The organism is Bradyrhizobium sp. B117, assembly GCF_038969555.1.
Classification (GTDB): Bacteria; Pseudomonadota; Alphaproteobacteria; order Rhizobiales; family Xanthobacteraceae; genus Bradyrhizobium.
This window is the reverse complement of record NZ_CP152414.1, coordinates 618555-638905: the sequence shown is the minus strand read 5'-3', so window position 1 is coordinate 638905 and position 20351 is coordinate 618555. Positions and strand designations below refer to the sequence as shown.

The 20351-nt window shown below is 60.2% G+C and carries 22 protein-coding genes and 3 pseudogenes; 14 read left to right on the top strand and 11 right to left on the bottom strand.

Features of this window, described 5'->3' with window-relative positions; genetic code table 11:
- Nucleotides 1-470: 470 nt before the first annotated feature.
- Nucleotides 471-1187, top strand: a complete 717-nt coding sequence (locus AAFG16_RS03045) for a hypothetical protein (RefSeq protein WP_342737177.1) — start codon at nucleotides 471-473, stop codon at nucleotides 1185-1187.
- Between the two features lie 1782 nt (nucleotides 1188-2969).
- Here the strand turns inward: AAFG16_RS03045 and AAFG16_RS03040 are convergent.
- Entirely contained in the window at nucleotides 2970-3209 is a 240-nt protein-coding gene (locus AAFG16_RS03040) for a DNA-directed RNA polymerase subunit alpha C-terminal domain-containing protein (RefSeq protein ID WP_342737175.1), read from the bottom strand.
- Nucleotides 3210-3318: 109 nt separating this feature from the next.
- On the opposite strand from AAFG16_RS03040, the gene AAFG16_RS03035 reads away from it, so the two are divergent.
- The 6 genes and pseudogenes from AAFG16_RS03035 (at nucleotide 3319) to AAFG16_RS03010 (ending at nucleotide 5851) form a co-directional block, all read left to right on the top strand.
- A complete protein-coding gene (locus tag AAFG16_RS03035) occupies nucleotides 3319-3573 on the top strand; it encodes a hypothetical protein (RefSeq protein WP_342737173.1) in 255 nt (84 codons plus the stop codon).
- 313 nt (nucleotides 3574-3886) lie between these two features.
- The gene (locus AAFG16_RS03030; protein ID WP_342737171.1) at nucleotides 3887-4099 is read left to right on the top strand and encodes a hypothetical protein; all 213 of its coding nucleotides are present in this window, start codon (nucleotides 3887-3889) and stop codon (nucleotides 4097-4099) included.
- 289 nt (nucleotides 4100-4388) lie between these two features.
- Entirely contained in the window at nucleotides 4389-4583 is a 195-nt protein-coding gene (locus tag AAFG16_RS03025) for a hypothetical protein (protein ID WP_342737169.1), read from the top strand.
- A 133-nt stretch (nucleotides 4584-4716) separates the two neighbouring features.
- Nucleotides 4717-5049 (top strand): annotated as a pseudogene (locus AAFG16_RS03020) (ATP-binding protein); the annotation flags it as partial.
- A 201-nt stretch (nucleotides 5050-5250) separates the two neighbouring features.
- Complete coding sequence (locus tag AAFG16_RS03015; protein WP_342737167.1) at nucleotides 5251-5502, top strand: hypothetical protein; 252 nt, start codon at nucleotides 5251-5253, stop codon at nucleotides 5500-5502.
- Between the two features lie 97 nt (nucleotides 5503-5599).
- Entirely contained in the window at nucleotides 5600-5851 is a 252-nt protein-coding gene (locus AAFG16_RS03010) for a hypothetical protein (RefSeq protein ID WP_342737165.1), read from the top strand.
- A gap of 258 nt (nucleotides 5852-6109) precedes the next feature.
- Here the strand turns inward: AAFG16_RS03010 and AAFG16_RS03005 are convergent.
- The 4 genes and pseudogenes from AAFG16_RS03005 to AAFG16_RS02990 all read right to left on the bottom strand — a co-directional run bounded on the left by AAFG16_RS03005 (nucleotide 6110) and on the right by AAFG16_RS02990 (nucleotide 8184).
- Nucleotides 6110-6570 (bottom strand): annotated as a pseudogene (locus AAFG16_RS03005) (PIN domain-containing protein).
- A 3-nt stretch (nucleotides 6571-6573) separates the two neighbouring features.
- A complete protein-coding gene (locus tag AAFG16_RS03000) occupies nucleotides 6574-7122 on the bottom strand; it encodes an ImmA/IrrE family metallo-endopeptidase (protein ID WP_342740842.1) in 549 nt (182 codons plus the stop codon).
- Entirely contained in the window at nucleotides 7022-7534 is a 513-nt protein-coding gene (locus AAFG16_RS02995) for a hypothetical protein (protein ID WP_342741116.1), read from the bottom strand. Before AAFG16_RS02995 ends, AAFG16_RS03000 begins: the two co-directional genes overlap by 101 nt.
- Nucleotides 7535-7770: 236 nt before the next feature.
- Nucleotides 7771-8184, bottom strand: a complete 414-nt coding sequence (locus AAFG16_RS02990) for a gamma-glutamylcyclotransferase family protein (protein ID WP_342737163.1) — start codon at nucleotides 8182-8184, stop codon at nucleotides 7771-7773.
- Between the two features lie 1027 nt (nucleotides 8185-9211).
- On the opposite strand from AAFG16_RS02990, the gene AAFG16_RS02985 reads away from it, so the two are divergent.
- On the top strand, nucleotides 9212-9796 hold the full coding sequence (locus tag AAFG16_RS02985) for a hypothetical protein (protein WP_342737161.1): 585 nt from the start codon (nucleotides 9212-9214) through the stop codon (nucleotides 9794-9796).
- Between the two features lie 1001 nt (nucleotides 9797-10797).
- Here the strand turns inward: AAFG16_RS02985 and AAFG16_RS02980 are convergent.
- Both AAFG16_RS02980 and AAFG16_RS02975 read right to left on the bottom strand, forming a co-directional pair.
- Nucleotides 10798-11262, bottom strand: a complete 465-nt coding sequence (locus tag AAFG16_RS02980) for a hypothetical protein (RefSeq protein ID WP_342741115.1) — start codon at nucleotides 11260-11262, stop codon at nucleotides 10798-10800.
- A 329-nt stretch (nucleotides 11263-11591) separates the two neighbouring features.
- Nucleotides 11592-11855, bottom strand: a complete 264-nt coding sequence (locus AAFG16_RS02975; RefSeq protein ID WP_342737159.1) for a helix-turn-helix domain-containing protein — start codon at nucleotides 11853-11855, stop codon at nucleotides 11592-11594.
- A 619-nt stretch (nucleotides 11856-12474) separates the two neighbouring features.
- Between AAFG16_RS02975 and AAFG16_RS02970 the strand changes: the two genes are divergently transcribed.
- The gene (locus tag AAFG16_RS02970; protein WP_342737157.1) at nucleotides 12475-12714 is read left to right on the top strand and encodes a hypothetical protein; all 240 of its coding nucleotides are present in this window, start codon (nucleotides 12475-12477) and stop codon (nucleotides 12712-12714) included.
- Nucleotides 12715-13269: 555 nt separating this feature from the next.
- Here the strand turns inward: AAFG16_RS02970 and AAFG16_RS02965 are convergent.
- Nucleotides 13270-13701 (bottom strand): annotated as a pseudogene (locus AAFG16_RS02965) (IS21 family transposase); the annotation flags it as partial.
- A 118-nt stretch (nucleotides 13702-13819) separates the two neighbouring features.
- Here AAFG16_RS02965 and AAFG16_RS02960 point away from each other — a divergent pair.
- A complete protein-coding gene (locus AAFG16_RS02960) occupies nucleotides 13820-14299 on the top strand; it encodes an ATP-binding protein (RefSeq protein WP_342737155.1) in 480 nt (159 codons plus the stop codon).
- A gap of 593 nt (nucleotides 14300-14892) precedes the next feature.
- On the opposite strand, the gene AAFG16_RS02955 is transcribed toward AAFG16_RS02960, so the two are convergent.
- Nucleotides 14893-15360, bottom strand: a complete 468-nt coding sequence (locus tag AAFG16_RS02955; RefSeq protein WP_342740841.1) for a hypothetical protein — start codon at nucleotides 15358-15360, stop codon at nucleotides 14893-14895.
- Between the two features lie 1224 nt (nucleotides 15361-16584).
- Between AAFG16_RS02955 and AAFG16_RS02950 the strand changes: the two genes are divergently transcribed.
- The 4 genes from AAFG16_RS02950 to AAFG16_RS02935 are packed head-to-tail and all read left to right on the top strand — an operon-like array spanning nucleotide 16585 to nucleotide 19302.
- Complete coding sequence (locus tag AAFG16_RS02950) at nucleotides 16585-17469, top strand: DUF3618 domain-containing protein (protein ID WP_342737153.1); 885 nt, start codon at nucleotides 16585-16587, stop codon at nucleotides 17467-17469.
- Nucleotides 17470-17480: 11 nt separating this feature from the next.
- Nucleotides 17481-18155, top strand: a complete 675-nt coding sequence (locus AAFG16_RS02945; RefSeq protein WP_342737151.1) for a hypothetical protein — start codon at nucleotides 17481-17483, stop codon at nucleotides 18153-18155.
- Complete coding sequence (locus AAFG16_RS02940) at nucleotides 18152-18568, top strand: phage holin family protein (protein WP_342737149.1); 417 nt, start codon at nucleotides 18152-18154, stop codon at nucleotides 18566-18568. The genes AAFG16_RS02945 and AAFG16_RS02940 overlap by 4 nt, the downstream gene beginning before the upstream one ends.
- Nucleotides 18565-19302, top strand: a complete 738-nt coding sequence (locus AAFG16_RS02935) for a hypothetical protein (protein WP_342737147.1) — start codon at nucleotides 18565-18567, stop codon at nucleotides 19300-19302. Before AAFG16_RS02940 ends, AAFG16_RS02935 begins: the two co-directional genes overlap by 4 nt.
- A 98-nt stretch (nucleotides 19303-19400) precedes the next feature.
- On the opposite strand, the gene AAFG16_RS02930 is transcribed toward AAFG16_RS02935, so the two are convergent.
- Nucleotides 19401-19664, bottom strand: a complete 264-nt coding sequence (locus tag AAFG16_RS02930) for a GlsB/YeaQ/YmgE family stress response membrane protein (protein WP_342737145.1) — start codon at nucleotides 19662-19664, stop codon at nucleotides 19401-19403.
- Between the two features lie 39 nt (nucleotides 19665-19703).
- Nucleotides 19704-20156 carry a YidB family protein gene (locus AAFG16_RS02925; protein WP_342737143.1) on the bottom strand — a complete coding sequence of 151 codons (453 nt, stop codon included), beginning with the start codon at nucleotides 20154-20156 and terminating at the stop codon, nucleotides 19704-19706.
- Nucleotides 20157-20351: the final 195 nt, after the last annotated feature.

Below are 20351 nucleotides of genomic sequence, written 5' to 3'. Positions count from 1 at the left end.
CCGCGCGACACGCGGAACATGTCTCTTTAGGCTGGCGGGTTCGCAGCCTACCCCGAAATGGTTACGTGAGTTCTCCCTAAGAGGCATAGGACAGCGTATAGCCCCGCTCGTAACACTGCTGTGACTTTGCAGCGATTCGTGGAAGTCACTGATCGATGGAACGGGAGCAAGGCGTTCGCCCGCAAGCTCACCATCATGAACGAAAGTCGAGCGAATTTAGACGCGGGTTCTCAATCAGTTGCAGTGGCGGCCACGCTAAACCGACAATCGGAGGCCGCGGCGATAATCATGCGACTAGCGACCTCATCAACGAGGCGTAGCCCGGTAGGCGGGTCTGCGATACGAAGCCGGGCGTCGAATTCGGTGCCCATCACATGGTTCTCAATTGGATGACCGCGATGCCGGGCAACATGCCGCGCGAAACGCCTGGCTATTTGACTATCTCAGCAAAACTACGAGGGAGAAATACGATGAGCATCTCGCAGCGCATTGCGAAAGCCGCAGCTATAGGAGCCTTCGCGGTCCTGCTTGCCGCTCAGATGGCGGCGGCAGAGCAAGGCGGACGATACTGGGTGCCGAAAACGACGGGCGCCGGCTCATACTGGAGACCGTCAGGCCAATATTCCGAGCCGACAACTATGACGCCGGCCCCGTACCCGGCGCTGACAACCCCCTCAGCTCCCACCTCCGATAAGACCAAGACGAATCGAGCCCCGCAGGGGCGATCGCTGGTGAAAAATTCGACGAAACGGTTCGCTGCCAAGCAGCCGCGGAAGCGACCCTCTCTCGAGGCGATGGCCGCGGACATCCCCGCGTCCAAAACGCACCGTTTGATCCTTCAGGTCAACACGAATGACCCTGGCGCGATGAATCTCGCGTTGAACAACGCCGCGAACGTTACGCAACATTATGGGGAGCTCGGGGAGAAAGTTAAAATCGAGGTGATCACGTTCGGCCCCGGACTGCATATGCTTCGCGATGACACGTCGCCGGTGAAAGCTCGAATTGAGCAGATGGCGCTGAGCATGCCGGAGGTATCATTCAAGGCTTGCGGTAACACCCAAGAAAAGATGCACGAAGCCGAGCACAAGGACATACCGATTGTTTCTCAGGCGCAGGTGGTAAAGTCAGGCGTGGTGCGGGTGATGGAACTGCAGGAGACGGGTTGGACTTACGTAAAACCGTGAGCGGCTATGTCTAGCTCGCCCTGGCAGGTCGGTTCTCTGAGATCGTAAGCGAAAGCGAGTCTTCGAAGAGCGTTATGATAGCGAAATGCGCTCCGCTTACTCAAATTCGGCTATGAAGTCGTTGAGTCAAGCTACGATTTGGAGCGCTCTCACACAGCTTTTGCGTAGCTCAAGCGCAGTTTTGCAAGGGATGTGCTTTTTGGCGCAAGAGCGTGAGACCTGGATGCTGCAACCGGTCAAAGAGCCAGCCTAGATTACGAGGAAGAAGGTCGAGGCTAGCCCTGACATCGGACCCGGCGGGGCATTCCCAGCTTCTTTGCCGTGGGGTCAACAAGCGAAGAACTCGCGGTGAGCAAATTTAGTCCGTTTCACCACAATCAGCGGATCGAAACGGCCGCACCGTTACTTTGGGAGCCATTTCCAAAACAACTTAGCTGCCACAAAGAGCAGCAACAGCGCGATAACCGTAGAAGCGATTCAGTCCATCCGGTTTCTAGCCTCCGGCGAACAGCACGCTGCGCGTTTTTTTCCCACCCGCCGCTGAGCTTCCGACCTAGGGGATTGCGGGCCCGGTCTTTTGCTTGGGGCGAAGGCGCGCCAGCAGCAGCCAGCCACATGGCCTAAGTTTCTAGAAAGGAACAGCATTTCCCTTGCGGGACGAAACACGGCTGAAACAACGCAGTGTTCTTGTCGGGAAAATGAACACCGCCGCCGTGACAATGTATTAGAGCCCGGCGGCGGCCGCAGACTTCGGCCACCATTAAATCGGCCTAATACGCGCTGTACTTGGACCGCAGACCATTTGCTCTTGTGTTAGAATCCCTGCCTCGTTCAACCCCTGAGCAATGGCTCTCAAACTCGTTTTGCCGGCCACCTGTAGCTGCCTGATGATCGGCGCCAAGTCTGAGTCCTAGCGTCAGCCCGCGCCTGGAGAGTCTCTGTAGCCATTTCCCGCCTTCTCGCTCGGAACGACGCCCCGATCACCGAGATTTCGTTGTTGATGTGCCTCAGCGAAGCGATCCGAAGCTAGCCATTCGCACCATCGATGGTCGGCCGACGTCCCGCCCGCGGCGTCGCCCGTCGGCGGTATATCGGCCATCCGTACTCCGAGCCGGATCCTCGGGCGTATTGCCTCCCGAGTCCCTGAATAAGGGCGCTCGCTAGCCCCAGCTCACTCTGACCCCAACTGAGCGGGGGCCTTTTTACTTGAGAATTACACGTCCCCCGTGGTCGCCGGAGTGGATGCAGGTCCATTCTCGTTGGCCAGGTGGTCTGTCCCCTTACATCGTAAAGAAATGCGAAGTTGATGCGCCTTCACGGCGATAGCTGACGGGCCCCGTCCCAATTCAGCGGCAATCTTTTTACGGGAACGCTTCCCAGCCATCGCTTTGAGCTTCTCAATATCGTCTGGGGTCCAGCGGCGGACAAAATGCGACATCTTCCCACCTCCACAAAATCAGTTACCCAAGGCAAAATATCAAAATGCGAAAAGTTCCTTCGATCGAGGGCAGGACTGCCAGCGCGCACCGCGGGCCTTCGTCCTTGCACGAAGGCATGCCCCCGCTGCTCTACTGAGCGCCCTTCAGCCGACAAGAGGTTGCGCACGTTGCAGTAGTGCCCCGCTCACAACGATTGCATACGGTGACACACTGATCTTTGGATTGTATGACGAGTAAAGCTTCTCAACGCAGGAAGTGTTCAAAGAGCCGGTCGCTTGGTCGTCGCGGCACCCGACCAGAATTAGGGCCGATGCGAGCATGACCACTACACGCATTGAGACCCCTATGGTTTGCTGTCCAGACCAAAGCCCGCCCGAAGGTGAGCGACTGATGTTCGCCCCAAATCAGGCAGGCTGAGTAGCGTCTTGTCTGAAGCCAAGCGAACGTCACCAATCGTCCTGAACCCGTGCAGTGCAAGAGCGTTCCTTATCCTTGTCGGCAGCCGCACCTGCACCAACTGAACGTCATCTGACAAGTCTTGCGAGGGATCGAGCATCGGATCAACGATCTGGGTTTGAATCATATGCCATCCAGACCGTGACACCGACCTTACAACGACGCGCAGTGGCTCACGCTGATTCCGAGGATTGATAAATTTGGTGGGGGGCCTCGGATAGCGCTTTTATGGCGGCATGCCTCGACCAATCCGACGCCAGACACCTATGCACCCCGACGGCCGGCCGCTCAAGATCACGTTCGGCGAGATGCGCGAGATGGGCTTGCGCGGCGTCCTGGTCTACTGCCATTGCGGACATCATGTCGCGCTGAGCGCCGATCGCTGGCCTGATGATGTCCGGCTGTCAGATATCGAGCCGCGGTTGTCTGAAGGCTGCGGATCGCGCGGCGCTGACGTTCGGCCGGACGGGGTAATCCTCAGATGGCTGTAACGGGGATCGAAACACAAGATAATGCGCATCAACCGAGTCGGCCACAGAACCAAGCGGTGTTCCAACAAAGACCCGCGAGCTCGCCAGCCACGGCGGGCCTTCTATGCAACGTTAGGCCTGCGGAACATTGTGAAGTAGATCATATTGCAAACAAAAAGGCTGGGTATGCTCCGTTTTACCGGGGCTGGCTCCATATTTCACTTAGACCTTTTCACCCGGTCTATTTTGACCATCGCGCTGGCTGCAGCAGTCCCCCTGCTGCGGCCTTCGTACTGACGGGGACGCCGCCCAATTCACTGTTGGAGAGACTTTTATGCCCAAGGAGAATTGCCTGATTGTTCGTGCTGCCGGGAAACAACTTGACCTGTTGCGGGGCGAAGCTTCCCGCATCGCAAAAGCTGCTAACGTAGGTTGGTGGACCGACCGCGCGGAGATCGGCATTAGGTTTTGTTTTGAAGATCCTAAACCGAAAGAGTCGTTCGTACTCATTTGCGACAGCCTCGGCATCACCAGCCAGGAGGGCTAGGCGATTGAAAAACCCGCCGACCTGGGAGCCGGCGGGTTCTCAATGCCCATGCGTACCGCGGTACTCGTCACCAATCCGCGATGCCTTAACTATACCCATCAGCTATTTATGTTGAGTTACCTCGCCCAGCGTGAACCGGCGCGCCCTAGCTTTTACCGCCTCAGCCGGCAGGCATGGGCAGCCAGCCGCTGCCGGTTGCGCTTCCTGTGGGTTCGGCGCCAGCGCTTCACGATGCACCCCGCTGCATGTCGTCGCGCCAGACCGCCCTTCACGTGATCTGATCCGGCGCGTGCAGGCCGACTGCGCGGTCGAGATCGATGGCAACGCCTACTCTGTGCCATGGCGGCTGATCGGCGAGACGGTGAGAGCGACGATCGCCGATGGCGTGGTGCGCATCCACCACGGATCCATGAGGTGGCCGTTCATCCGATCTGTGTCGGTCGGCGCCATCGCGTTGCTGATCCTAAACACTTTGAGGGTCTGACTGGCTTTAAACCGAGCCGTGCTGGCGAGCTCGCATTATCGCCTCTCGCGCCGCCGTCGCCGACGCTGCTGCGACCACTCGGCGAGTACGAAGCGATTGTGGGAGGGGGCTTCTTCCCGATCGCCTGAGCGATATGCTGACGCGCCTGCCGCTGACGGCTGTCCGCGACCAGCTGGATGGGTTGTTGGATGAAGCCGGCCGTCAAGAGCTGAGCCTACGCGAGACCCTGGTGCTGCTGTTCGAACGCGAGATCGCCCGCAAGGATGAGCGGCGCATCGAGATGACGCTCAAACTTGCTCGCTTCCCGTTCATTCGCGATCTGTCGGGCTTCGACTTCTGGGCCCAGCCCTCGCTGGATCCCAAGCAGATACGCGAGCTTGCGAGCGCCCGCTGGATCGCCAATGGCGAGAACGTGCTGCTGCTTGGGCCACCTGGCGTTGGCAAGACCCACCTTGCGGTCGCGCTTTCAGCCCCGGCAAGGGCTTTTTGCGGGAGTTTCGAAGCTCCGCCCTCAGTGCACCACTGATTTGGTTAAAAATCCACCCCCTCTAGAGGCGCTTCGGCGCGCCTGTGCCCGCGATGGAGAAAACCGCCGCGCTGCATTTCCGAATCAGCGAAAGGACTGTCCTATTCCAATGGGCTGGGGTCTGCCGTCGGGAGGGACATCATGCAATTCAGCCGCATCATCAGTCCCCTCAAGGATCTGGAAGTATGGAGCGCGAGCAGCGGCGGCTTCTCGTTCGTGATCAGTCACGAAGCCTCTACTGGACCCGGCTTTCACGGCCGCCCCGGTTACATCGCAAGCTGGCGTCCCCTCTACCAGAACAAGTGCGCGATTAAGGTGGGCGGTTCGCCCTTCAACACCTTCGCCGATGCCGAGAATGCCTGCGAGGCTTTCCTGATGCATCTAACGCGCTGACGAATGGCACTTGCACGCGCGCTCGGGTTGCGGGAACATCCGCTGGCTGGTCCAGCTTGAGCTCAACCGTGATCGGCCAAAACATCGGAGGTGCCAATTGAGCATCCTCTCCGACATGCGATATCCGCACTGGCTGATGGTGGCGGGCGCATTGCTGGTGATTGTCGGACTGATTGGGTGGTTGATCAGCCGCAGGCAGATGGAGGCGGCCCAGGACGATCCGGACGGCCAGCCGAGTCAGGAGGCGCGCCCGCAAATGCCGCCGTTGCCGGATCTCCTCGACACACGGCCCAAGAATCGCCATCCGTCGACCCGATCGGGAGATCGGTCCGAGGAAATTTCCGACTAACGAAATCATCCCTGTTGGGAAATCTGCCGGTATTTGTCTCGATCGGTCCCATACTGATTTTTGCCATGGCTTGATTGGGGCCGGTTCGGTTTTCACCGCTTCTTTTCTCGTCCTGCTGACCGCTGCCGTGTGCTTGACCGGTCATAAAAGTTATGGCTTGGGTTGGGCCGACGTCTTCTTCGGAATGTTCTTGGTCTGCATCGCAGCGACCACCGTCAAGAATGGGCTGACGGCTGATTCCATTCCAGGCCAATTTGCTTAGAACACCCAACTTTCCTTCGCCATGAAGCCGCGCAAGTCCACGCACGGCACATTGAAGTGCTTGCAGATGTTGGGGATCTTCGCCGCGGTCGGCTTGAACTGCTCCATGGTCACCACCGTGCGCCGAGCACGGCCGCGCGGGCGATCAGGAAGGTGTCGGCGTTGCGACCGCCCTGCAGTATCTTCTGACGCTCGATATTGGTTTGGAAGTGATCGATGGCATAGATGGAAGCGACAACGGCACCCTCGTTCGCGTCGGGGGTGCTGAACAAGGTCGGGTTGGCGTTGGCCCAATCGAGCGGTTCGCTTCCATGGTCTTCCAACTCGCGCAGCGCCTCTCGCGTCGAAGTGAACCGCCCACTGGCGAGCATGCCGTCGAAGGCATTCCAAAGCGACACGAAATGCGGCCGGTAGTAGTTGCGGTGCAGGGATGAAATCACCGAGGTTGTCGAGTACATACATCAGTGGCCTCCCCCAAACTTAGCCTCGAAAGTCGGGAGGTTCTTTGGCTTGATGTTGAGGTACTGGGCAAGCGCGCCCTCATCGAAGCGGCCTTGATGGTAGCGCGTGAAGGCCAGATCGATGTAGCGCTGCCCCAGGTAGGCATGCTGGCCGTTGTAGTAGTTTCCTGAGCCTGACTCCTTCGGCTTGAGCTGCGCTTCCCACTCCTTCGCGGCCTCCGTGTACTCGCCGGCGTCGATCATGCCACGGTCGAGGAATTTGCGATAGATGACTTCACGGCTAACGCTGAAGTGGTTGGCTAGGTCGGCCGCTGCTTCGCGGTTCGGCTGCCTGCCGCTGAGCATGTTGGTAAGCACCTCGTCGGGCACCAGGATGCGCGCCGCGAGGCCGTTGCAGATGATCTCGATTTTCCGCTCATCGCCGCCCAGGTGCTGGATGATCCGATCGTCAACGATGTCGATCCCGCTCGTGTGGAAAAGCAGGTGCCCCAGTTCGTGGAAGAGCGTGAAGATCCGCCTCGACTTCGCTGAGCTGTTGTTGACGTAGATAATCGGAAACTCGTCGTCGTACAGGCAGAACCCGAAGTGGTTGTCCGAGTGGAAGGCATCCCTTGAAGACGTAGATGCCCGCTTGCGCGAACACTTCGCGCCAGGCCTCCAGTGCATCCTCCACGCTTTTCCAACTCGCTTGCTGTTCAAGGCTGCCCAGATAGGCCCGCACGTCGGTCGCAATGGCATCGAGCGAAGCGTTGGGGGAAAACTGGAGGTCGCGCGTGATGAGCCTCTGCGCGGGGTTCTTACCATCGTTGAGCTCAGCCAGGTTGACCTGCATGCTCTGGCCGCGACGCAGGAGCAGGCGCACGGTACGGGGAATGGCGGCGAAGTCGTCGGCCGGGAGGGTTCGGAACGACTGCTCCACCGGCGGCACCTGCGGCGCCTTGGGGAAGAAGAACACCGCCACCGGGACCTCGGTTTAATTTCCCAAAAAAGAAGGCTCGTCCTTCGATGGGAAGATCGGTCAACCGGCATGCCGATCTCTGCTACCGGAACAAATGCGATCCGAGATGGGTGGGGAATACTCGCCAAACCGGGGCTGGCCGCATAGTTGCACCTAGATCGTTCCACCCGGTTCATTGACCGTGCGCCGGCCGCAGCGATCGAGTTCGCTGCGGCCCGCGTCGAACCGGCGGGGTCGCCTCAGTTGCACAGCCCTGCGACATAGTGGTCTGGCAATCCCATTTTCCGCGCGACAGCTTGCAACGCAGTGGCATATTCCGGATTTCTGCCCGCGCCCTGCGGCGGAGTGGGCAGATTGAAACAGAGAGCGAGCTCGGCTGAGCCGTCGGCCAGCTGCGCAAGAACAGGCTCCGGCCGATACGCAGCGACGCTGGGGTCCGAATATAGCTGGTCGACCTCGGCGTGAGTAAGCCGCATTATTGTGCCGTAGACCGGGCCGTCTCTGCTTGCGACCAGCGTGGCACGTGCGCCAAGCTTCAGCGCAAAACGCTCGACATAAGCCTGCCTAACCTGGCGCGGACGCAGTCCTTTCGCCTGGAGGGCCTCCGGATCCATAAACAATCCATAGAAGAAGATTGTGACCTGCTCCGCCATGATGGCATTCTAGCCCTTCCAGGCGCCAAGAAAAGGCCGAGCCGCCCGGAAGCCGGCGGCGTCTCAACGCCCGCGCCATCACAGGACCCGGCACAGTTGGAAACACCAACGTTCGGCTGGGGAATATCGCTGCAGCACAAAACGGAAGCAAAACGTAGCGTGAGATCGGTTTTATGGCCCGCTGAGGAGAGTATTGGCCGTTCACAGCACAAATGGCGCCGTACATTGGCCGACAGCTCGCCAGAATCACAATCGCAAATTGGAAGACGTCGAGGCCGCGGTCGAACTAGCACCGCTAGCAGGTCAAAGCCTTGACTCCCGCTCCATCGCTAATCAGCCCCCAAGCCCCGGCGATGGAGCGGGGCAGGATACTGCATGTGCGAAAAGTCCCCCTGGACTGGGTGGCGTCGAGATGTCGGTCTGCTTCGGGATCGTCGCCGGCGTGGCTATTGTGCTTGGGGCACTCGTCCTGGGCTTTAGGCATATGACCCCCGACGGTGATAACCTTCCCATGAGCGCGTTGCGATGTCGGCTCGGGTAGCATGCCGTGAAAATCTGGTTGAAGACCGCCTTTGCGGGTGCCGGGCTTCTGCTTTGCCTTCGCCATGGCTCAGCATCGCAAGCCGCCTCGCACTGCTCTGCCGCCCGCCATGCCGCGTCGGATCGGATCCCATGGAGGCGCTCGCGAGCCACAGGAGGCGCCTGCTGATGTTGCGCGGGCTGCTGGCGCCATCGGTGCGGAGCCGGCCCAAGGGTGTTTCCCAGCGCTGCTGAGCCGACGAGTGGTGTTGCGGCGGCGGGTGATCGCTCGACTCATCCTTGGGTCGTTCTTGGGTGGGTCGCGTTTTCGATAGCGACCTTCGACGACGTGGAATCAATGGGGCTATCGACCCAGATGTCGGATTGAGGCCCGCTAGCGTGAGACCGGCTGGCGCCAGATTTGCTGCGAAACTACGTCTAGTTATTCAATAGGTCTTCTTCGTGATCGTGTAACGCACCTCCATGAAGCTCGCCGGAGTAGGCGTAGATGGCGCTCGATTCACTCAGGAATTTGCTCTCCACTGGCTGCGCGCTTTGGAGCTTTATGCTCGCGACGAACGTGGCTTTGTCCGGCGAGACAGATCAAGCCAAGGCCGAAGCCCAACGGTTCATCCAGAGCCAATTTGCAATTAGACCCGACGGAAGTGCGCTCTTGTATGACCCGCCGGATCCTCGAGAGCCCGTTGGTTACGGTACCGGCACAAGCTATTGGCACCTCGATGGCTTTCGTTGGCAAGTGAAGGAAGAGAGCCTCACGCGAGCCGATCAGCTCAACGGTGTGACTTGGAAAGGTAGCATACTCGTCAATATAGCAGCCCATCGTAAAGCAAGAGAGTCGAGCGCTCTTGGTGCGCTCAATCCACCGCCATGTTGGCATGACTGGGAGAATGTACCGAAGTGGCAGGATGACGCGCCCTACGATCTCAAGTGGTCTCTCCAGCTTATCGATGGTCATTGGAAAACAAGTACGGAGAACAGTGGCCATTGGCAATCATGGGCATTTGGCGGTGGAACCGCCAAGGCTCCCAGCGAGCAAGTAATCTCACGCGCCTTGGGTTTTGCCCGTTGTTGAACCGTTGCTGCAGGTCTTCAGCGCTCTTTTGAAAAAGGGCGCGAGGCTTCGGTCCCGCGCCCTTTTGTATCCTTACCGCCTCAGCCATCTGGCACGAGCCGCCGGCCGCTGACGGTTGCGGGTGCGATGTGATTGGCGCAGCTTCACTAGTCGCGCTCCGCCAGGATCCGGCGGATCTCGGCCGACGCGATCGCCTGATCCCGGGCGAAAGCTGAGCATACCTCGTTGCGATCTGCTCAGCGCGCGGCACTTGCGCCACTCGGCCGCGGCGTTCGTCCACCATCTTCTTGAGACCCTTGAGGCAGCCGCCGAGCATCCAGCCGTAACTTTGACGTCGGCCAGCGCCGCTTAATGCTCGTGAGTGGTCTGCCTTTGCGCTTTCTCCGCCATCGCCATCCACTCTTCGGCCAGCTCAGCCATGCCTTCTTGTCGGCAGCGCGGTTGGCCTTCTCTGCCTCTGAGGCAAGCCTTTGCTCGGCGGAGGTATCTGGCCGCGTCATCTTCTATGAGCTGAAAAATGCGGAGGCGGCCTAAAAGTGCCCCCAAAACAAGCCGAAGGTGCTGGTCTTGAAAGAGCTCTGGCGGCCTGCGCCGCGTCGGTCCTACACCCGCGATTTGAAATTAGGACAGGAACGTTTTGGCGATCGCCAGGTTTTCCCGATACCCCTTTTCAAGGGTGACCCCAAGCCGGCCCCAGCTCCATCGCCCCCCTTGCGAGCTGGGGCCCTTTTTTTGCAAGCCGCAGAGGGGGAAGAACTACCCCTCAAGCTCATCGACCGCAGCCCGTCGAACCGGAAGAACAAGGAACAGCGGCTCCGGCCGCCTGGAGGCACTGATGGGAGGTCGCAAAGGGCCGGAGCCGCGTTCCGCCTGAGCGCGGATGATCACTCTGCCGACCTTGCTGAGCGGGGCATCGAAGCAGATCAATAGATTCGCATTTTGGCTCTTTGGGCCCTTATCTCTGATCCCAGGTCACTGGAGTTTCGCATATGGCCTCGCCGTCAATCATCCCGAACGATCGCCTCGACAAGGATTTCTATTTGGTCCTGGAGGAGTTCCGGGACGGCGCGGCGTTTCGCGAGACCGATGAAGGCGCCACCTACTCCAGCCTGATCGGAGACATGCTCACGGGGCAATACGATCAGGTGCTTCGCGTCAGCATTCAATCCGGTCGAGGGATGGTCCCGGGACGCCTCCGAAGATGTGGCGCGCGAACTCGAACGCCGCATTGGCGCCGAAGGCCACGAGATCTCCGAGACCTTGAGGGACTTCCTCGAGAGCCAGCTCGGCCGCGCGATCGGCATCCAGCTGGCGCTCCCGCTGCGGATGGCTGTCGCGAGCAGGCCCATCTCCCGGCAAAGTTCGACGAAGCGCGCGCATACATTGCGCAGCGCCAGGCCGTTATCCTTGCGAAAGTCCGCAATCGTCTTGTGATCGGGAGCGAGCCGACCCAGCAGCCACATCACCTCGACATTGCAACGGCCTCTCCTCTGGTGCGGGTCATAAGCGTCGTTTGGTAGGTCAGCCAGTTGCTTCCGGTCTACCCCGATGAGCCGACGGCAAGGACGCCGCCAGAACTTCGCATTCGGGCGATGAACGGACACTCCCCTATTCGATCACCTCGTCGCGCGGGCGAGGAGCGTAGGCGGGATCGTCAGGCCAATGGCCTTCGCCGGGCCCCCGGATCCGGCTGTCGGCTACAGAACGACACATCGCCGCGTCGGCGCGTGCTTCTCCCGCGGGACCTGCCGAGACGGTTTAGCCGATTACGGCAACGAATCTTCCAGATGCCACATCACTTCGAACGTCGCTGTCGCTTCGCAAGCCGAACGCCGACACCACCGCCATTCTCTGCAATAAACTCGACGCCGGCTTTTTGAAGTGCGGCTACGAGCGACTCTCCTGTTTCCGCCCTCCCACCAATGTCTCCTTCGGCAGCCTCGAGTCTCTTGATCGTCGGCGCGGATATCCCAGAGTTCTTCGCCAAATCACCTTGAGACCAACCGAGCAGCGCCCTGGCCGCTTTGATCTGACGAATTGATACTTTTAGTATTGACATGTCCCCACCCCCATGCGATACTTTCCGTATCAAACAATGCATCAATCGGCAAGTCTCTAGCCGTTGATAGCCTTCACGGTGACCGGCAGAGCCATGTCGTGCGGAACGAGGTTCAGGAAATGGCCAGCTTTAATCAGAATCCACCGACTTACCCTTCCTCTATCGCGGAAGCGCGGGCTCTCGTGCGACGTTGCGCAGAACCGCGTCCGGCTGGTGACCAGGTGAAGGCGGCGATCCTGCGCTCCTCACGCCGGCTTGGACTATCCTTCAACAGAACGAGAGACATCTGGTACGGCCAAGCACGGCGCATCGACACGACAGAAATGGATCGGCTGCGGCTTATAGCTGAGAAAATGGAACTGACCCACGCTATGACGCTGATGGAAGCCCTCCGGGAGAGGATGCTAGCTTCTCCTTCGCCAGCCTCCCGGCAGGTGCACGCCGGCCTTACCGCAGTTCTTGGCGCTCTTGGCGGGAATCTAGGCGGAAGCGGGCCTAAAGAGCAGCCGTCCCACGCCGTTGATGCCGATCGCACCCTTGCGCCACCATGTCAGGGATGCGGGAGCGAGTCGCCGAATGGCTGGTCACTTCTTCTGCCCGATACTTGCGAGGACATTAAATGAGTCAGCCAACCGACAACAAAGGGACCTTCACGATCACTCTTACTGTTACTGATCCGGCAGCGATGCGAGCGGAGGCGTTGCGGTGCTATTTGGCCGCTGGCGGTGAAGAAGAGCATTTCATTGCTATTACCACTGAGCTGGGCTCCACCACCTTATCGTCGGCGGCGAAGCAGGCGGAAACATCGGGTTGCCTCGCCCGCATCTACCCCGGGATATCCCTGCTCGACGCGAGCTGACGCTGTTACATGGGGAACCCAGATTGGCACGATCAGATGCGTGATTGATTAGTTCAGTTCTACCGATAGTTACGACAGTGGGTATATACCGAAGTGAAAAGGCTCGGCTCAACACACCGGGGCTCAGCACAAAGCGTGACGTCCCAAGGCGAACGCGTCGCCCCCGCGCTCTCTTTTTTAGGCGGTAAAATAAAGGATCCGTGCTCTGGCAGTGGACGAACAACTCGAGGAAGTCCACTGACGATCCCGGCCGAGCGATCGCGGTCGTGGAGCTCGCTCCTGAGACCGACGGGACCGCAGAGCGGTGAACCGAGCCGCAGCGCGCGTCCCGGATCCCGTACGATGAACGTTTGACGGTGACCCCCGCTTCTTTGTGCGATCTGGGAGTGGCGGCAGGCGGCATTGACCGAGTTGGTGGACGAACTCGACCGGTTAAATGAGTACGGTCGTGTCATCAAAATGAGTGCCTGAGGAAAAGCGCGTTGAAAGTGAGGTTGCTCCTCAAGTCGCACAACCGCTCCCGCGCATGCTCTTGAACAGGCGAACGCGCGGTGGGTGGGCTTCGAACATCATCTCCTGCGTCTCCCGCGGAAGGGCCGCACGAACAGCATGCGGCTTTGACAGAGCCGGACATGGGCGGCCTTCACCATCACCGTGGTGCCGCTCAGCAAGACCACCTCGTGGCTCCAGTCCAACTAGTAGGCTTCGCCTGGGGCAATGCTCAGCGGGACATAAGCGGCCGCGCGGTCGATTGCCCGCGTTCTTTGCTCCACCGCCTAGCGTAACGCCGCACCGCATCGTAACCGCCGTCATAGCCGCGGCTGCACCTGCCGCTCGTACTCGAAGGAGGTCTCTCCCGACCTCAGCACCTTCCGAACCGTGTTCCGCGACACCTTCAGGTCACGGCGATCTCCTTGATCGTTTGCCCTTGGTGAAGTGCTCGCGCCGGATCCGGGCATCGTCTCCACGATCAGCATCCCCACCAATGCTTCGTTCCAAAGCAGGCAGCGCAGCAGACCATCTGTAGGGGGCAATTTTGGACGCCGATCCCCGGCTTAGGGGGCATATTGCAGGCCGAATGACACCGCTACTGCGGTGCTGACACATGAAGGCGTTGTTGATCGCCTCGAGCCCCCTCTTTTTTGTTGGAGGGAAATTAGATGACATGGGTATGACCCTAGGCGACGCGGCTCTCGCTGCGGGAGACTATATCAAGCTTGCGGTCACGGACACGGGCTCCGGCATGACTGCGGACGTCGTGGAGCACGCCTTCGAACCGTTCTTCAAGGGCACCGGACTCGGCCTCAGCCAAGTCTGTGGCACTCTGAAGCAGTCCGGCGGCCTCGCTGAAGTCGACAGCGCGTCTGGACGCGGCACGACCGTGCTACTGCTCCTCCGCAGGACCGACCTGGCACCAAGAGACGCCGGAGACTTCGCCGTCCCCACGATCATGAAATCCGGCGGGCGAACATTCTCGTCGTGGACGATGATCCGGACGTCCGCGCAGACGGCCTGGCCGCTCTCGAGGCCATCAAAGGCGAAGCACCCGTGGCTGCAATACTCGATTTTGCGATGCCGGGCATGAATGGCGCGGACGTCGCCACACTCCTGAGAGAACGCTTGCCCGAGCTTCCGGCCCTATTGGCAAGCGGCTTCTCCCAAACGGACGCCGTCAGTTCCGCGCGCGGCGAACGCTCGCGAATACTGCGGAAGCCCTTCAAGATCGATGAACTCCAAGCTGCTCTCCGAGACCTGCTCCAGTTTCGGTGCCCGTCAAATCTCTCAAAGGTCCAAAGACGCCCAGTTTTTGGAACTGCTGTGTGCATTTTTGAACTTACGGAGGAACGGACGAAAAGGCGGAGAAGGCCGACGATGGAGTCTGAGCCCGCCTCCCCGGGCCAAATCCTGAATCCAGAAGTTGTGCGCGTTAGCGGCCTCGCCGGAAGGCCTTGCGTTGCTACCGCTGTCAGCTCCTCAAATACTTCGGATAGATCGTTCCGGACCATGGGAGACAGAACGCCAATTCCAGCAGACGGCCGCCCGCCGCCGAGCGGGGGACGGATGAGCTTCGGCAAATGGTCCGCTCCGACATCGAGGAGCAAGGGCGTCTCACCGAGAGATTTCGTCGCGTTCCGAACTGAGGCACTGAGGCCTGGCCAAAGAGCGCCCGGCTTCTGGTTAGTTGCCCCGCAGCGAAAGACTGATGCGGGTGATGATTCTGTCCCAATCGTGCTCTTCAGTGGCCGGATAATTGATCAGCACGCAGTGGACCAGTCGGCCGGTGAAGTTGCAGCGGTCGTACCAAACCTTGTCGCCCTTGTAACTCGACACCGCGAAAAACCGGGAGGTCACCCGTTTGTACTGAATCCGCGCCGGAGGGCTCTTCTTCTCAAGGAAGGCTGCCGGAGAATCGTTCGAGACGTTCGGGGCGGCCTGTATCGTGATATCGGCTCGGCGGTCGGAGGTCCGGAATCGCTGACCGTATCCGTCGGGCTTACCTGCTTGCTCGGTGAAGATGGAGGCCGGGAAGTCGATGGCCGTGCCTGTTTCTGGGATTGAATATCTCGTCCAGCGCACCGGCTGTGCCACCGAGTCATACGCCGGCGCGACGAGCACCAGCATGGCGGCCAAAACTGCGTTCTTCATGGCATCCCCATCCGTATCCGGACTGCTGTATCGACAGCCGTTGTCCACTTCGGGAAAAGCCTGCAAGCGAGGCTCCGTTCCAGGGAAAGTTCGCTGATCAGGTAGTCTCAGCGCTCCGGATCGGTATTGTCGGATTCCAGCCAACTGAGCGCGGTTTCTACCTTAGCCAGCAGAGGCTCCAGTTCCTCCCGCTCGTTCGGCCCCGGATCGTCTGCGAGTTGTTCCAGGTTGCTTCTGCGCCAACAGCTTTGCGACGGTCGACATGGCGGTCCCTCCTCCCTCTCCGCCTAGAAGACGGCAAACCTTCGAACGGTTCCGCACCGCTTTGGCTTAGGCGGGCCGCGCGCGCACCCTGACGCGCAGCCGGGGATCGAGACGTTCTCGTATTCGATGGTCCCCTCGAGTTGCTGCGTGAGCAACTGCACGATCCGCGAGCCCAATCTGACGGGGGGCAGCGCCAGCGATGACCGACGCCGTTCTCCGTGCGGTCAACTCGATTTCCGTCGGTTCGAAAGCGAGACAGTGACGTGGCGGGCGCTTTGGTCGGGGAAGCCGTACTTCGTCGAATTCGTGACGAGCGCGTTGACTATGATGCCGATTGCGAGGGCATGGTTGTGCGCCTGCGTGAAGTCCTCGCAAGATAGCTGAAGGCGACCGGACCCGACGGCGACCGGAAGACTTTCTCCACGACGTCGTTCAGGAAGTACCGCATCGCGACGGATCGTGAGTCCTGTCTCACCTAAAGGTGGTCGCAGCGGAATCGCGCGCAGTCGAGTGTCAACGTACCCGGTCATGGGTCCCGCCGATGGCCAGGGCTCTGCCACGCCTTAAGTCGCACCGGCCGTCGCACTTCCGAGAATGCTGGCCGCCGGCGTCGCGAGTACGGCTTCGAGAACCGAGGCTAGTGCCCGCATCTGCGTCGACCACAATCGCGTCTGCAGGCTCAAACTCCTAACATCGCCCGCGACGGGTTGTCCCAGCCAAAGCCGTCCAGCACGGCATCCGGCTGGCAGTCTCAACCGCCGCATTCCCTAGCCCTTGCCGAATTGGTTCTTTGTCGCGCCCGAAGGCGCCAGGTAGCGCAAGGAACGATTAAACAAACCGTGAGTTCGACCTTAAATCCTGGAATCAAAGCAAGAGGGTAACGCGATGACACGATCCGTGGAGGAGCTGAGACGCGAGTCCGAGCGTAGCCGCGCGGAGCTGGCGGCGACAGTAGGACGGTTGAAGGAGCAGATATCGGACACGGCCGACGACATTCGCCACAAAGTCTCGCCGCAGCACATCAAATCCGAAGTTACCGAATTCGTCAGCCACAAGACCCAGAGTTGGGTCGAAGGGCTTAAGCAACAGATCATGGACAACCCAATGCGCGCAGTGGCCGCGGGCGCCGCAGTGGGCGTTCCGCTGCTGAGGCTGGCACGGGGTATGTCGCTGCCACTTCTTATGATCGGGGCCGGGCTGGCCCTGACGTCGAAGACAGTGCGGGATCGCGCTGCGGACGCCACCGGTCCGGTCATGGATAGAGCGGGGCGCATGCTTGAGGAGATGACAGAGGGCGCGCGGTCCATGCAAGGCGACGCCAAGGAAACGCTATCCTCCGCCCAAAGCCGAGCCGCCGGCATGGCTGATGACGCCCAGGACAAGGCCGCAGGTCTCGCCGCTGACGTGCGGGCGAGCGCGGCCCAGGCTGGCAGCTTTGCGAGTGAAAAGCTCAAGAGCGGCATGGACGCAGCCAAGGATGCCGCTGCGAGCGCGCCCGACCAGGCCCGGCAGACCATCGGCGACAATGCCGCGCTGATCGGAGGCTTGGGCATTGCGATCGGAGCCATCATTGCTGCGGCTCTTCCCGAGACCAAGGCTGAAGCCAAGGTGATGGGCGAAGCAAGTGATGGAGTGAAGCAGGCTGCGACCGACGCGATGGAATCCGGATTTGAGGCAGCGAGAGACGCGACGACATCTGCGGCCGATGCTGCGACGCAAAAGCTTGCCGAGGCAGATCTCGGCAGCCATGCCAGCCGTGTGACCCAGAACATGGCTGACACATTGAAAGAGGCCGCCGACGACGTGGTCAAAGCTGCCTTTAGTCCCTCTCACCCCCACACTTGAAGGAAATCATTATGAGCGATTTGGACCCGGACAACGTGACGCAGTTCGCAAAGAACCAGGACAAGGGCACCGCAAAAAACATCAAGGAGCAGATGAATGATGCCGGAGCGGAGGTGAAACAGCGCGCCGGCGACGCTTTCCGGGCCTCGGCCGACGTCGCGCGAGACAAGTTCGGTGAGGCCGCGGATGCAGCAAAGGGGGTCGCGGAAGGAACCGTCGAGCAGATCCAGAGCCAGGCGCGCGAGCAGCAACGTTCGGGCGCAGATTTCGTCGAGCGCCTCGCAGACAACATCCGCGAAGCCGGCCGGGCTTTCGAGAGCGACGTTCCGTTCGCCGCACGTGGCATCGGCTCCGCCGCCGACTATGTCGAGGACGCTGCGCAGAAGATCCGGGATGGAAGCTTCCGAGATCTCGTCGAAAGCGCAACCGATTTCGCCAGACGTCAGCCTGCGGCGTTTCTCGGAATATCGGTGCTGGCAGGCTTCGCGGCCGTGCGCTTTCTGAAAGCTTCGGGCGGACAGTCGTCATCCCAAGGGCAGCGCAACACCACTGGCAGCACGTCGGGGAGCGGACAGACATCGAGTGGGACCTCGTTTTCGGCGGGAGAGCAAAACTGGAGTCAGGAGGCCAAGAAAGGTAACCCCCATACGCAACAAGCGTCATCCTCGCAGGGCAGCGTACCATGAGCATCGAGCGCGATATCAAAACGAGTCAAAGCGAGTTCAGGGAAATCTCGACGCTGCTTGGTGACGCCATGTCGCAGTTCGCCAAGCTGTTCCAGAACGAGATCGACCTGGCAAAGGCGGAGGTTGGCGACAAGCTCCAGAAGATAGGCGGCGCGCTGGGCTTGATCATAGGCGGCGCCGTTATGGTGATCCCAGCTATCGTCATGGCCCTGTTTGCCCTATCCGCGGCATTGATCTCCGCGGGATGGTCGCAGCCGCTGTCATATCTGACATCGGCGGTTATCGCCGCAGCCGTAGCCGGCGCGCTGGTCGCAATGGGCATGAACCGGCTTGACATGCGTCAGCTTGCCCCGCGCGAAACGATCGGCCAGCTGGAAAAAGACAAGGATACCGTGAAGGGAATGGTGCGATGACTAGCACAAAGACCGGCTTTATCGACAATCTGGTGGCGGCTGCCAAGGACAATCCGCTTGCCGCGGCGCTCATCGGAGCAGGAGCGCTCTGGCTGTTGGCGGACGACAAGAGGCTGAAAACTGTGGCGCGTTCCGCTGCCGAAGCCGTCGAACCCCTGACCGATAGAGGGACGAGTGGTTTTAAGTCGGCAGCGTCCGCGATCAAGCAGACCGTGGCGCCGCCGACCGCACCCGAAATGGACGACGACGGCTCCCAAGGGATCGGAGACACCCTGCGTGGCGCGACCGCTGCCGTTTCCGATACTGTCTCGCAGGCTACCGATAGCCTCGGGGATCGTTTCGACGAAGGCCTTGCCTACGCGCAGGAGCAATTCAGCAAGCTCGGCAACCCGCTTCCGAACAAGGACACCGTGAACAGCGCCAAGTCGTCACTCGCAGAGATGTTGGAACGGCAACCCCTCGTCCTCGGGATCGTGGGCATCGCGGTCGGTGCCGCGGTTGCAGGCGCGTTTCGCGCGTCCGACATTGAGAACAAGTATATCGGCGAAGCCAGCGACGACGTTAAGGCCGACCTAAATCGACGCGCCGGTGCGGTCTCACAGGCGCTGCGGGAGGCTTCAGACACCGTCGTCGCAGAAATCGGGGACACCGGGGCCGAAGTCGTGGACCGGGTTAGGCAGGCAGGTATGGACGCCGCGGCAGCCGCGCGCGCCGAGGTGAAGTTGCCTTCGTGAAATAATTGGAGGAGCGCGCGGATGACGGGGCGCTTCTCCACGCAGGTCAAGCGAGATGGACACACGGATCGCTCCGCGTGGCCTGACTTCCTGCTCTTTCAAATGACACGCCTTTGTCGTCCGGCGAAGAGACCATATACGAAGAGCACGATGATGGCGCCGACCACAGCACCAATGAGTCCGGCCCCCTCTCCCGGACGGTACCAGCCAAGTGCCTGGCCGAGGTAGGTGGCAACGAAGGCGCCGACGATGCCGAGGATAGTGGTGAGGATGAACCCGGAGGGTTCGTTGTCACCTGGCATGATGAATTTTGCAATCACGCCCGCAATAAAGCCGATGAGGATCGTCCAAAGAATGCTCATTCTCTCCTCCTCTTGAAGCCGGCGACAATCCGGCTGCTATCATGTGGGTAGGCGTCCCTCGGGCGTGTATTGGTCGATTGCCTGGGGCAGTTCGCGCGACAATCTTGCGAGTATTTCCTCTTGAGATAAGCCGGTCTCCTTCTCAAGCCTGTCCAACACGTCGGGTCCGATTGCTTCCTGCAGTTGCAGGGGGGAGAGCTCCTTGTTTGGCCCAGAACTGACCCAAGACCTAGCCGCATCTCCATGGCCATTTTGGTTGAACTTCTCCAGAAGTTCGCCAATTCCACCTTGGAGCAGTCCCCCGACCCCTGCGCCACTCAACATACCTGTGAGATTTCCGAGCAGGCCACCAAGCGGTTGCTGGGCGTTGGCTGGCTGAAGCGATCCAGCACCCGGCCCTCTGAGCAACTCCGCCAACTTGTCCCGATTCTGATACCCGGCGATTGCCAGCATTCCGAGAAGTGCGGTCATGGACGGCATTCCGCGGCTCATCTTATGGCTCCTCAATAGGTTAGACAGCTCGAACTCGGAGGAGCCAGCTCTGTTCCTATGCGCCAAGCACTGGAAGCGTCGCGCTAACCGGGCTCCTAGAGGGCACGACACAGATGTGAGAGGCACCTTAGATCGGCATGAAGGAGGGAGTTGGTCCTCTTTTTTAGCCACCACTACGCCTGCTTTTCCCAGACA